This is a genomic window from Streptomyces sp. NPDC003036 (assembly GCF_040611175.1).
In the GTDB taxonomy this organism is placed as follows: Bacteria; Actinomycetota; Actinomycetes; order Streptomycetales; family Streptomycetaceae; genus Streptomyces.
Genome location: NZ_JBEXNO010000063.1, coordinates 1 through 12,358, shown reverse-complemented (window position 1 = coordinate 12,358; position 12,358 = coordinate 1). Strand labels below are relative to the sequence as shown.

Sequence of the window (12,358 nt, the reverse complement as noted above, 5' to 3'; positions counted from 1 at the left end):
ACCACCATGCAGATCACCCTGGACGACCTCGTCTTCGACGTCGCCGTCGACGGACCGCTCGACGGCGAACCGGTCCTGCTGCTCCACGGCTTCCCGCACAACAAGGAGTCCTGGACCGAGACCGCCCCCCTGCTGCACGCGGCCGGGCTGCGCACCATCGCCTTCGACCAGCGCGGCTACTCTCCCGGCGCCCGCCCCGCGGACGTCGACGCGTACCGCCTGCCGCACCTGGCCGCCGACGCGCTCGGCGTCCTCGACAGCCTCGGCGTCGCGAGCGCCCACGTCGTCGGACACGACTGGGGCGCCGCCGTCGCCTGGTACCTGGCCGCGAAGCGGCCCGACCGGGTGCGCACCCTGACGGCGCTCGCCATCCCCCACCTGGACGCCTACCAGCACGCGTACCGCGTCGACGAGGAGCAGCAGCGCAGCTCCCAGTACGTGAAGTTCCTCGTGTCGGACGGCGCCGCCGAGCACTTCCTCGCCGACGGCGCCGCGCAGCTGCACGCCTGGTTCACCCAGGCCGGCGAAGGAGTCCTGACGGACGCTCAGATCGAGCGGTACGTCACGACCCACACGCGTCCCGGCACCCTCGACGCGGCCCTCAACTGGTACCGCGCCAACGACCTCCTCGGCGACCCGTTCGACTTCGGCCAGGTCACCGTGCCCACCACGTTCGTCTACAGCCACACCGACACGGCCGTCAGCGAACTGGCCGTCGAGCGGACCGCCCAGCACGTCACCGGCACCTACCGGCTGGTGACCCTGGAGGAGACCTCGCACTGGCAGCCGCAGCAGGATCCCACCACCATCGCCGCCGAGATCCTCGCCCGCGTGCGGGCCCACGGCACGCCGGAGTCCTCGCCCGCGGCACCCCCCGCGACGTACTGAACCATCTGGCAGAAGAAGGGACCCCCTCTACTCATGTCCTCCAACACCGCACCCGCGGCGGAGTTGCGGGCCGGACCACGCGAATGGTTCGGACTGCTGGTGCTGCTGCTCCCGGTGACGCTGATGACAGCCGACCTGGGCGTGCTGTGGCTGGCCACCCCGTACCTCGCGGCCGACCTCCAGCCCAGCAGCTCCCAGCTGCTGTGGACCACCGACATCTACGGCTTCATGACCGTCGCCTTCCTGGTGGTCATGGGCACGCTCGGCGACCGGCTCGGCCGGCGACGGCTGCTGATCCTCGGCTCGATCGGCGTGATCGTCTCCTCGCTGCTCGCCGCCTACGCGACCAGCCCCGAGATGCTCATCGTCGCCCGCGGCCTCCTCGGCGTGGCCGGCGCCGCCGTCCTGCCGTCCACCCTCTCCCTGATCAGCCACATGTTCGCCGACGCCAAGCAGCGCGCCACGGCGATCGCCATGTGGGTGACCTCCCTCTCGGTCGGCATCGCGATCGGCCCCGTCATCGGCGGCGTCCTGCTGGACGTCTGGTGGTGGGGATCGGTGTTCCTCATGGGCGTGCCGGTCATGCTGGTGCCGCTGCTCCTGGCGCCCGTGCTGCTGCCCGAGTACCGCGACCCGAACCCGGGCCGTCTGGACATCGCCAGCGTCGTGCTGTTCCTCGCCGCGATCCTGCCGATCGTCTACGCCGTGAAGAAGTTCGCCGAGGACGGCTGGTCCACCGTCAACCTGGCGGCCATCCTCGCCGGCGTCATCCTCGCGGTGGTGTTCGTCCGCCGGCAGAACGGCCTCGAGTCGCCCCTGCTCGACATGCGCCTGTTCCGCATCCGCGCCTTCACCGGCGCGCTGCTGACGCTGCTGTTCGGCATGATGGCGCTCAACGGCGTCGAGTACCTGGTGCCCCAGTACCTGCTCGTCGCGGGCGGGCTGTCCCCGCTGGCGGCCGGTCTGTGGCTGCTGCCCGGCGCGGTGGGCCTCATCGTCGGCTCCCAGCTGACCCCGGTGCTCGCCAAGCGGATGCGCCCGGCGTACGTCATCGCCGTCGGCCTGCTCGTCACGCTGGCCGGCTTCGCCCTGACCGCCGCCGCCGACGGGGACCGGGACGGTGTCGTGCCGGCCTCGATCGGCCTGGCGATCGTCATGTTCGGCGTCGCCCCGATCAGCGTCCTCGGCACGGCGCTCGCCGTCGGCTCGGCGCCGCCGGAGAAGGCCGGTGCCGCCGCCGCGACCGGGCAGACCGCCTACGACCTGGGCCTGGCCCTGGGCATCGCGGTCACCGGCAGCGTCGCCGTCGCCGTCTACCGCGGCGACGTCGCCGAGTCGGCCCCGGCCGGCATCCCGGCCTCGGCCACCGAGGCCGCGCGCGACTCGGTGGGCGGTGCCACCGCCGCCGCGGAGTCGCGTCCGGCGGAGCAGGCGAGCCAGCTCGTCGCCGCCGCACGCGACGCCTTCACCGCCGGGTTCCACATGACCGCCTATGTCAGCGCGGGGCTCGCGGTGCTGACGGCCGTCATCGTCCTCGCCCTGCTCCGGCAGATCCCGGCGATCGGCTCCGAAGCCGCGCCGGAGGCAGCCGAGACCCCGGACGAGGCCGACGGGCAGACCGGTGCGGGGGCGTCCGCGGGCGCCCGCGAAGAGACCGTCACCACGGCCTGAGGGGACGACAAATGACCGAGAGCACCACCCCGCACGCCGCGGGATCGGAGTACGCCGAGCCGTTCCTGCTCGAGGTACTCGCCTCCGGCGGCCTCGACGCCGAGTACGTCCGCGGCGAGGGCAACACCCTCTACCTGCGCGGCGAGAACGGGGACGAGATCCCCGTCCTCGACTTCGTCGGCGGCTACGGCTCGCTGATGCTCGGGCACAACCACCCCGAGATCAACGCGTACGCCAAGGAGCTGCTCGACGGCGGGACCCCCGTCCACGCGCAGTTCTCCCGCCACCCGTACGCCAACGACGTGGCGGCCGTCCTCAACCGGATCATCCAGCGGGAGCGCGGCGACGACGAGTCGTACTACGCCATCTTCGCCAACAGCGGCGCCGAGGCGAACGAGGCGGCCATGAAGCACGCCGAGCTCGACCGCGGCCTGCGCGTGGCGGCGCTGGCCGAGGAGATCGACGGGCACATCACGGAGGTGACCGCGCGGGTCGCCGACGGCACCGCCGTCCTGCCCGCCGGCCTCGCCGACTCCGCGGAGGAGCTGGCCGCCGAGGTGCGCCGCCGCAACGAGGCGCAGTTCGCCCGGCAGCCGCTGTTCCTGGTGCCCGAGGGCGGGTTCCACGGCAAGCTCGCGGGCAGCGTCCAGCTCACCCACAACGAGGTCTACCGGCTGCCGTTCCGGGCGCTGGCCGCGCAGGCGCGGTTCGTGCCCCGCGACCAGCCGGGGGCGCTGCGGAAGATCGTCCAGGAGGAGCGGGCCACGGTCCTCGACCTGGCGGTCGCGGGCGGCGAGGTCCAGCTCGTGGAGCGGGACTTCCCGCTGTTCACGGCGTTCGTGCTGGAGCCGGTCCTCGGCGAGGGCGGCATCCACGAGCTGACCCCCGCGTTCGCGCGGGAGATCCAGGAGGTGTGCGCCGAGACCGGCATCCCGCTCGTCATCGACGAGATCCAGACCGGCATGGGCCGCACCGGCACCTTCCTGGCCGCCACGCGGCTCGGTCTGAAGGGGGACTACTACACCCTCGCCAAGAGCCTCGGCGGCGGTATCGCCAAGGCCGCGGTCATGCTGGTCCGCAGGCCGCTGTACCGGGGGCAGTTCGAGCTGGCCCACAGCTCGACCTTCGCCAAGGACAGCTTCTCCTGCTTCATCGCGCTGAAGGTGCTGGAGCTCATGGAGGCCGACGGCGGCGCCGTCTACCGTGCGGCCGCCGAGCGCGGGGAGCGGCTGCTCGCCATGCTGCGGTCCGTCCGGGACGACTTCCCCGAGGTCGTCAAGGACGTCCGCGGGCGCGGTCTGATGCTCGGGCTGGAGTTCCACGACCAGTCGGGAGCGGCGGCCGAGCCGCTGCGGCAGGTGGCGCTGAGCGGGTTCTTCGGCTACTTCGTGGCCGGGCACCTGCTGCGCGCGCACCGCATCCGCGTCTTCCCGACGTCCAGCGCCGTCAACACCCTCCGCTTCGAGCCGTCCGTGTACCTCACGGACGAGGAGATCGGCCGACTGGAGACGGGGCTGCGGGACGTGTGTGCCGTCATCCGCGACACCGACGGGGCCGACCTCGCCCCCCGGTGATCCATTAACAGACCAACCGGTCTTGTTTTTCGGGTGGAGATCACGCCTCCGCCCTGCCGTCCGCACAAAAATCGCACATCGTGGCGACCGGATCCCGGTGACCGGCAACACTCCAGAGGGCTCGGACACTTCCCCCGTCCGGGCCCTCTGGCCTGCTGTTTTAACGTTCCGTCAGGGGCGTTGCGGCGGTCGCCGCCCCCGCCTGGCCGCCCTGTCCGCATAGTCGGTGGGCATAGGTCCTTTGACAAACCGGACTGCTGGTTTGTAATCTCACCGGCAAGTAGCAGGGCCGTCGGCTCGGACTTGGGGGAGACATGCGCTTTCGGATGCTGGGACCGCTCGAAGTCGCAACGGACGACGTACCGGCCCCCCTCGGGGGGACGAAACAGCGCGCGACCCTGGGCTATCTCCTGCTCCAGGCCAACCAGGTGGTCCCGACCAGCCGGCTCCTGTCGGCCCTCTGGAGCACCGACAACGCTCCCGCGACCGCCCGCAAGATCCTGCAGAACGCGATCTGGAGCCTGCGGGGCCTGCTGAGCACGCACGCCCCGGCCCGCGGGCCCTCCGCGGAGCTCGTCACCCGCGTACCGGGCTACATGATCCGCGTCGAACCGGACCGGGTGGACCTGCACCTCTTCCGCATGTGGGTCGCGCAGGGCCGCGCCAAGCTGGCCGCCGGCGCCCCGGACGAGGCCCTGACCCTGCTGTGCCGCGCGCTGGAGCTGTGGCGCGGCCCCGTCCTCGCCGACCTCGTCGAGATCGGCATCATGTGGCCCGAACTGACGGCCGTGCAGAACGCCCGCCTCGACGTCCTCGAGGACTACTTCGAGGCCCGGCTGAGCTGCGGCCAGCACTACGCCGTCATCGGCGAGATCGAGGCCACCGTGGAGGCGGAGCCGCTGCGCGAGCGCAGCTCCGGCCAGCTCATGCTCGCCCTGTACCGGTGCGGCAGACAGGCCGACGCCCTCGGCGTCTACAACCGCATCCGGGCCACCCTCATCGAGGACCTCGGCCTGGAGCCCGGGCACGAACTGCGCCGCCTCCAGCAGGCGATCCTCGCCCAGGACCCCGCCCTCGACCTCCTGGACGCCCCGGTGTTCGGCAGCGGCGCCACCCTCCTGCCCGGCCCGGCCGCCGTCGCCGACGGAGGCGCCGCGGCGCGGGCGGAGAGGCACCGTCCGCTCACCACGGTGTCATCCGCCGCGGCCGCCCGGGACCATGGCAGGACCGCACCGCCCGCCCTCCGGGCCGGCGCCCCGGCCGCCCCCGTCGCGGCCGCCGCCCCGGCCCCGGCCCGGCTGCGCCCCCTGACCGGTATCGGCACCCCGGCTCTCACCCCGGGCGCGGCCGCCCGCCAGGGCCGCGTCAATGGCGGCCCGCCCACCCCGCTCACCGAGCGGACCGCCCCCGGCCGGCCGGTCCCGGCCCGCGTCGTGCCCCCGCCGCACGGTCCGCGCGCCGGAGCAGCCCAGGCCCGTACGGTCCCGGCCGCCCGGCCGGTCGCCGCACGCCGCCCCGTCCCCGGGCAGGGCGTCCGCACCGGCCTGGTGACGGAACGTCAGCGACTGAGCGTCCTCCTCGCCCGCACCCGGGTCCCCGTGCCCGCGCCGGGCGGCGGCCTCACGGCGTACCCCGAAGAGGTCATGGACGAGCTGCTGGAGTGCGCCAGCGCCACCGCCCAGCGGCAGATCGAACGGTTCGGCGGCGAGCCCGTCGCCACGATCGGCCCGGTCACCCTCGGCGTCTTCCGCACCGAGAGCGACGACAGCTCCGCCATCCGCGCCGTCCGCGCCGCCGCGGCCCTGCGCGAGGCCCTGGCCACGGCCGTGCCCGGCGGCGCCGGCGCCGGAGCGTACCCGGCCGGTCCGCAGCCGCGCCGCGGCGCCGTCCTGCACGCCTCCGTCGCCACCGGCCAGGCGCTCGTCCGCTTCCGGCCCGGGGAGGCCGTGCCGCCCTCCGTCAACGGCGCCCTGCTGGACCTGTGCCAGGGCCTGCTGAGCACCGCCCCCGCCGGCACCATCCAGGTCTGCGACGCCACCCGCGCGGCCACCGCGTCCGCCGTCGCGTACACCCCCGTGGAAGGGCAGCCGCGCACCTGGCGCGCCGTCGTCGTCCTCGCCCACACCCGCTCGGCCCGCGTCCGCGCCATGTGAGCGGCCCGCCGGGGCGCCGGCCGAGCCGGCGTTCCGGCATCTCAAACGGACCACACAAATGGAATTGGCCAGGGGTTACCCCAGGGTGGGAACTGGCCGATAACGTTCGGCGCCATTGGGGCTGAACGTCATGAAATCCACGCCACCTCCGCGTGAGGAACGGCTGTGGTTGTCGAGTTCCGTACCCATGCGGTTCGAACCCACACCCCCACAGCGATATCCGCAATTCCCGGACAGCACATCCTCACGGAGGTACACCGCAATGACCGGACTTTCCCGCCGGGTGTTCCTGCGAAACAGCGCAGTAGCCGGCGGCTCCGCCGCCCTGGCTCTCCCGGCGATCGGCGGCTGGGCGGGCGAGGCGTACGCCGACACGCCCACCCCGGCCGAGGCCGTCGCCGGCGAGGCGCTCGTCAAGGTCACGCCCGACGACCCGCGCTACGCCTCGCTCGTCACCGGCGCCAACGGCCGCTGGATCGGCACGCCCGCGTACGTCCTCGTCGCCAAGACGGCCGACCAGGTCGTCCAGGCCGTGCAGGAGACCCTCGACCAGGGCCTGCGCTTCACCGTGCGCAGCGCGGGCCACTGCTACGAGGACTTCACCGCCAACCCCGAGATACGCGTCCTCATCGACGTCTCCGCCATGACGGAGATCGGCTACGACGCGACGCGCCGCGCGTTCGCCATCGGGCCCGGCGCCCGGCTCGGCAACGTCTACCAGACGCTCTACGACAACTGGGGCGTCACCCTGCCGGGCGGCACCTGCCCGTCCGTCGCCGTGGGCGGCCACGTCCCCGGCGGCGGCTACGGCCCGCTGGCCCGCTCGCACGGCGTCACCGTCGACCACCTGGCCGCCATCGAGATCGTCGTCGTCGACGCCAACCGCAAGGCCCGCAAGATCGTCGCCACCTGCGCCCAGGACGACCCCAACCGCGAGCTGTGGTGGGCCCACACCGGCGCGGGCGGCGGCAACTACGGCATCGTCACCCGGTACTGGTTCCGTACCCCGGGCGCGACCGGCGCCGACCCGGCCGCGCTCCTGCCGAAGGCGCCCCGAGAGCTGATCCTCTCCGAGGTCGCCTTCTCCTGGACCGGCATGACCGAGGCCGCGTTCAGCAAGCTGCTCTACAACTTCTCGGCGTGGCACGCGGCGAACCAGTCGCCCACCTCGGCGTACGCCAAGCTGTTCAGCGCCCTCAAGCCCCGGCACCGCTCGGCCGGCGAGTTCCTGATGACCACCCAGATCGACTCGGCCGTGCCGGACGCCGACCGGCTCCTCGACGAGTACCTCGCCGCGATCGTCGCCGGCACCGGCCTGACGTACCGCGTCGACACCCGCAAGCGCGTCGACTGGCTGTACAACGTGCTCAACTGGCCCGGCCTCGGCGGCAGCGGCTTCGAGGGCAAGGGCCGCTTCAAGGCCAAGTCCGCCTACCTGCGCAAGCCGTTCCCCGCGGCCCAGCTCAAGGCGTTCTGGAAGCACCTGACCCGCACCGACTACAACAACCCCGCCGCCCTCGTGGAGATCGCCGGCTACGGCGGCCGGGCCAACCAGCTCGCGTCGAGCGCCACGGCCACCGCCCAGCGCGACTCGATCATCAAGATGCTCTTCATCGACCTGTGGGCCACCGAGGCCGAGGACGCCCAGAACATGGCCTGGGTGCGGGAGTTCTACCGGGACGTGCACGCCGCGACGGGCGGCGTCCCGCGCCCCGGCGGCGTCAACGACGGCGCGTTCATCAACTACGCCGACTCCGACCTGGCCGACCCGGCGCTCAACACCTCCGGCGTCCACTGGGGCACGCTCTACTTCAAGGACGGCTACAGCCGCCTCCAGACGGCCAAGCGCACCTGGGACCCGAACAACCTGTTCCGCCACGCGCTCAGCATCAGGCCCTGACCCCCGGGGTCCCCGGCTGACGGAGCGGGCCTTCGGACGGCGAGGCGAACCCTCGGCGACCGGAGGCCCGCTCCGGCGTTCCCCGGCCGGACCCCGGAGGCACACGGACGAGGGCACACGAAGGAGCCGCCCCCTCCCCCCGTGCGAAGGGGGAGGGGGCGGCGGGCTTCCGCGTGCGGAACGGAAGAAGTCCCCTCAGTACCGGATCGGTCAGATGCCCAGGCCGGAACCCCCGCTCGCGTCGATGTTCTGACCGGTCACCCAGCGGGCGTCGTCCGAGGCGAGGAAGGACACCACGTCGGCGACGTCCTCGGGCTGGCCGACCCGGTTGAACACCGAGAAGCCGGCGGCGTGGGCCTTGGCGGCCGGGTCGGCCATCCACGGGTGGATGTCCGTCTCGATGGTGCCCGGCGACACCGCGTTGACGGTGATGCCGCGGGAGCCCAGGGTCTGGGCCAGCGTCAGCGTCAGGACCTCGACGGCGCCCTTGGAGGCCGCGTAGGAGGTCATGCCCGGGAAGGCCACCTTGGTGACACCGGAGGAGATGTTGATGATGCGGCCGCCGTCACGCAGTCGCTCCAGGCCCTTCTGGATAATGAAGAACGGGGCCTTGGCGTTGACCGCGAACACCCGGTCGTAGTCCTCCTCGGAGACCTCGTGGATGAGGCCCGGGCCGGCGATGCCCGCGTTGTTCACCAGGATGTCCAGGCCCGGGGTGTCGGAGTGCCGGCCGATCCGGGCGTCGAACTCCTCCCACAGGGCGGCGGCGTCACCCGGGACGCCGAGCTGCGACTGGAAGGCGAAGGCGCGGCCGCCGTCGGCCTCGATCGCGGTCACCGTCTCCTTGGCGGCGGCCTCGTCGCTCGAGTAGGTCAGCGCGACCAGCGCGCCCTCCTTCGCCAGCCGCTTGGCGATGGCACGCCCGATACCCCGGCTTCCACCGGTAACCAGTGCCGTCTTGTTCGTGAGGGCAGTCATGCAGGCAACTCCCAATTCTCTCGACCGTGGCGACCTCTGATGCCAGGGCCGCGAATGCGATCGTCCTCCGGTGCCCTCATCGGCCGCCCATTCCCGGCCCATCGCCCGGTCTGCGCACGCGATTGCGGAATTAGTCTCCGGCCATGACCTACGAACCCGTTCTCGTGATCGGCGGCACCGGAAAGACCGGGAGCCGCGTCGTACGGCAGCTCACCGAACGCGGCGTACCGGTGCGCTCCGCGTCCCGCAACGCCGAACACCGCTTCGACTGGCTGGACGAGTCCACGTGGGGCCCCGCCCTCGACGGGGTCCGCGGCGTGTACATCGTCCAGCTCGACGGCGCGAACAAGACCGGCGCGTTCGTCGAGGCGGCGGCCCGCGCCGGGGTGGAGCGCCTCGTCCTGCTGTCCGCGCGCGGCGTGGACACCCCCGGCTACTACGGCTCCGCCACCGAGACCAGCGAGGACTTCCTCGCCGGCGAGGCCGCCGTCCAGGGCAGCGGCCTGGACTGGACGGTGCTGCGGCCCGGGTGGTTCGCCCAGAACTTCAGCGAGGGCTTCTTCAACGACGGCGTCCTGGCCGGCGAGTTGCGCCTTCCCGCCGGTGACGGCGCCGCCAGCTGGATCGACGTCGAGGACATCGCCGCCGTCGCCGTCGCCGCCCTCACCGAGAAGGGCCACGCGGGCCGTACGTACGAGCTGTCCGGGCCCGCGCCCGTGACCCTCTCCGAGGTCCTCGACCTCATCCGGGAGGCCACCGGCCGCACCGTCCGCTACACGCCGCTCACCGCCGACGCGTTCATCGCCGAGCTGGTCGGGCAGGGTGTCGCCAAGCCGGACGCCGAGCTGTGGACCGCGGCCATGCACCCCATCGCCCAGGGCTACGAGCGGAAGGTCTCCGACGGCGTCCGCGAGGCCCTCGGCCGTGAGCCGCGCGCCTTCGCCGCCTACGTGGCCGACGCCGCGGCGGCCGGAGCCTGGCGCGCCTGACGCGCCGGGGGAACGGCCGCACCCCCCCGGCGGGCGCGGCCGTTCACGCGGTCCACCGCACCGCGGGAGGCCTGACGGCGGTTCAACGGACGGCGGTTCAAGGCAACCTCAAGAAGACCTGTAGCGGAATTTCCCACTATGAGTGGTATGCCGAGGCACACACCCGGCGCACGGTGTTCCGCGCCGCCCGGCGCGTCGACGAGAACCACCTTCCCCCGCATCTGGAAAGGACAGGCATGAGCATCCTTGAGGAACAGCCGCCCAGCCCCTCGACCGCGTCGATGCTCGGGCGTGTGGCGGAGCTGGCGGACCTGCGCGAGCAGGTCCTGGCCGGCCCCAGCGCGCAGGCCACCGAGGCGCAGAAGAAGAAGGGCAAGCTCACCGTCCGCGAACGGCTGGAGCTGCTGTTCGACAAGGGCACGTTCACCGAGACCGAGCCGTTTCGCCGGCACCGCGCCACGGGCTTCGGCCTGGAGGCGAAGAAGCCGTACAGCGACGGCGTGGTGACCGGCTGGGGCCGGATCGACGGCCGCATCGTCTTCGCGTACGCCCACGACTTCCGCATCTTCGGCGGCGCACTCGGCGAGGCGCACGCCCAGAAGATCCACAAGCTGATGGACCTCGCGGAGAAGGCCGGCGCCCCGATCATCGGCCTCTGCGACGGCGCGGGCGCCCGCATCCAGGAGGGCGTCACCGCCCTCGCCGGCTACGGCGGCATCTTCCAGCGCAACGTACGCAACTCCGGTGTCATCCCGCAGATCAGCGTCATCATGGGCCCCTGCGCGGGCGGCGCCGCGTACTCCCCGGCGCTCACCGACTTCGTCTTCATGGTGCGCGGCACCTCGCAGATGTTCATCACCGGTCCCGACGTGGTGCAGGCGGTGACCGGCGAGCAGATCACCCAGGACGAGCTGGGCGGCGCCGACGTCCACGCCGGTACCTCGGGCGTGGCCCACTTCGCGTACGACGACGAGGAGCACTGCCTGGAGGACGTGCGCCACCTCCTGTCGTACCTGCCGTCCAACAACCGCGAACTGCCCCCGTCGGAGCTGTCCGACGACCCCGCGGACCGGCGCACCGAGGCGCTGCTCGACCTCGTCCCCGCCGACCCGAACCGGGCCTACGACATGCACGCCGTCATCGAGGAGATCGTCGACCACGGCGACTACTTCGAGGTGCACGGGCGCTGGGCGCCCAACATCATCTGCGCGCTCGCCCGGCTCGGCGGCCAGGTCGTCGGGATCGTCGCCAACCAGCCGCAGACACTGGCCGGCGTCCTCGACATCGAGTCCTCGGAGAAGGCCGCGCGCTTCGTCCAGATGTGCGACGCCTTCAACATCCCGCTGGTGAGCCTGGTCGACGTGCCCGGCTTCCTGCCCGGCGTCGACCAGGAGCACGGCGGCGTCATCCGGCACGGCGCCAAGCTGCTGTACGCCTACTGCAACGCCACCGTGCCGCGCATCTCCCTGGTGGTGCGCAAGGCGTACGGCGGCGCCTACATCGTGATGGACTCCCGCTCCATCGGTACGGACATCGCGCTGGCCTGGCCCACCAACGAGATCGCCGTGATGGGCGCCGAGGGCGCGGCGAACGTGGTGTTCCGCCGCGAGATCGCCGCGTCCGACGACCCCGAGGCCACCCGCGCGGCCCGCATCGAGGAGTACCGCCGGGAACTCATGCACCCGTACTACGCCGCGGAGCGCGGCCTGGTCGACGACGTCATCGACCCCGCCGACACCCGTTCCGCGCTGATCGGCGCGCTGGCCATGCTGCGCGACAAGCACGCGCCGCTGCCCACGCGCAAGCACGGCAACCAGCCCCAGTGACGCCGGACGACCGGCCGGCCGAAGGAGGAACCATGGCGGTACGAGCGGTGAGCGCGGTGAGCGATCTGCCGGAGGAGGCCACCAGCCAGGTATGGCGCATCACGGGCGGTTCGCCCACCGCCGAGGAAGTGGCCGCGGTGGCGGCGGTCCTGTCGGCGGTGCTGGCCGCCCGCGCGGAGGAGTCGGTCCGCGAGGCCCGGGAGCGCGACGGCGGCCGCCGCCGCAACGGGGCCCCCTGGCTCCCGTCGGCGGCCCGCCGCAGGGCGGCCACGTCCTGGGCCGCGGCCCCTGCCCCGACCTGGCCCGACGAACCCACCGGCTGAGCACTCAGGCCGGACGCACCGCCATCGCGTCGAGGGCTGCCAGGAGGCCGGGCAAC

Annotated in this window: 9 protein-coding genes; 8 read left to right on the top strand and 1 reads right to left on the bottom strand. The window is 72.6% G+C overall.

Translation table 11 applies throughout. The features are described from left to right. Positions 1-6: 6 nt before the first annotated feature. From ABZX67_RS31395 to ABZX67_RS31375, 5 genes are all read left to right on the top strand, one after another. The gene (locus tag ABZX67_RS31395) at positions 7-888 is read left to right on the top strand and encodes an alpha/beta fold hydrolase (RefSeq protein WP_355367525.1); all 882 of its coding nucleotides are present in this window, start codon (positions 7-9) and stop codon (positions 886-888) included. Between the two features lie 33 nt (positions 889-921). Beyond that, positions 922-2,559, top strand: a complete 1,638-nt coding sequence (locus ABZX67_RS31390) for an MFS transporter (RefSeq protein ID WP_355367522.1) — start codon at positions 922-924, stop codon at positions 2,557-2,559. 11 nt (positions 2,560-2,570) lie between these two features. Then, positions 2,571-4,133, top strand: a complete 1,563-nt coding sequence (locus ABZX67_RS31385; RefSeq protein ID WP_355367519.1) for an aminotransferase class III-fold pyridoxal phosphate-dependent enzyme — start codon at positions 2,571-2,573, stop codon at positions 4,131-4,133. Positions 4,134-4,447: 314 nt separating this feature from the next. Further along, positions 4,448-6,286, top strand: coding sequence for an AfsR/SARP family transcriptional regulator (locus tag ABZX67_RS31380; protein ID WP_355367516.1), 1,839 nt, complete (start codon positions 4,448-4,450; stop codon positions 6,284-6,286). 262 nt (positions 6,287-6,548) lie between these two features. Beyond that, entirely contained in the window at positions 6,549-8,186 is a 1,638-nt protein-coding gene (locus ABZX67_RS31375) for an FAD-binding protein (protein ID WP_355367513.1), read from the top strand. Between the two features lie 210 nt (positions 8,187-8,396). Here the strand turns inward: ABZX67_RS31375 and ABZX67_RS31370 are convergent, their stop codons facing one another. Continuing rightward, positions 8,397-9,164: an SDR family oxidoreductase gene (locus ABZX67_RS31370; RefSeq protein WP_355367510.1), complete on the bottom strand. Its 768-nt coding sequence runs from the start codon at positions 9,162-9,164 to the stop codon at positions 8,397-8,399. Positions 9,165-9,307: 143 nt separating this feature from the next. On the opposite strand from ABZX67_RS31370, the gene ABZX67_RS31365 reads away from it, so the two are divergent. The 3 genes from ABZX67_RS31365 (at position 9,308) to ABZX67_RS31355 (ending at position 12,302) form a co-directional block, all read left to right on the top strand. After that, positions 9,308-10,153: an NAD(P)H-binding protein gene (locus ABZX67_RS31365; protein ID WP_355367507.1), complete on the top strand. Its 846-nt coding sequence runs from the start codon at positions 9,308-9,310 to the stop codon at positions 10,151-10,153. A gap of 236 nt (positions 10,154-10,389) precedes the next feature. Beyond that, positions 10,390-11,979 carry an acyl-CoA carboxylase subunit beta gene (locus ABZX67_RS31360; protein ID WP_355367504.1) on the top strand — a complete coding sequence of 530 codons (1,590 nt, stop codon included), beginning with the start codon at positions 10,390-10,392 and terminating at the stop codon, positions 11,977-11,979. A 32-nt stretch (positions 11,980-12,011) separates the two neighbouring features. Continuing rightward, positions 12,012-12,302, top strand: coding sequence for a hypothetical protein (locus tag ABZX67_RS31355; protein ID WP_355367501.1), 291 nt, complete (start codon positions 12,012-12,014; stop codon positions 12,300-12,302). Positions 12,303-12,358: the final 56 nt, after the last annotated feature.

Excerpts from the sequence above, each read along its gene's own strand:
- ABZX67_RS31395 (WP_355367525.1), top strand. The coding sequence starts at position 7 with ATGCAGATCACCCTGGACGACCTCGTCTTCGACGTCGCCGTCGACGGA.
- ABZX67_RS31390 (WP_355367522.1), top strand. The coding sequence starts at position 922 with ATGTCCTCCAACACCGCACCCGCGGCGGAGTTGCGGGCCGGACCACGC.
- ABZX67_RS31385 (WP_355367519.1), top strand. The coding sequence starts at position 2,571 with ATGACCGAGAGCACCACCCCGCACGCCGCGGGATCGGAGTACGCCGAG.
- ABZX67_RS31380 (WP_355367516.1), top strand. The coding sequence starts at position 4,448 with ATGCGCTTTCGGATGCTGGGACCGCTCGAAGTCGCAACGGACGACGTA.
- ABZX67_RS31375 (WP_355367513.1), top strand. The coding sequence starts at position 6,549 with ATGACCGGACTTTCCCGCCGGGTGTTCCTGCGAAACAGCGCAGTAGCC.
- ABZX67_RS31370 (WP_355367510.1), bottom strand. The coding sequence starts at position 9,164 with ATGACTGCCCTCACGAACAAGACGGCACTGGTTACCGGTGGAAGCCGG.
- ABZX67_RS31365 (WP_355367507.1), top strand. The coding sequence starts at position 9,308 with ATGACCTACGAACCCGTTCTCGTGATCGGCGGCACCGGAAAGACCGGG.
- ABZX67_RS31360 (WP_355367504.1), top strand. The coding sequence starts at position 10,390 with ATGAGCATCCTTGAGGAACAGCCGCCCAGCCCCTCGACCGCGTCGATG.
- ABZX67_RS31355 (WP_355367501.1), top strand. The coding sequence starts at position 12,012 with ATGGCGGTACGAGCGGTGAGCGCGGTGAGCGATCTGCCGGAGGAGGCC.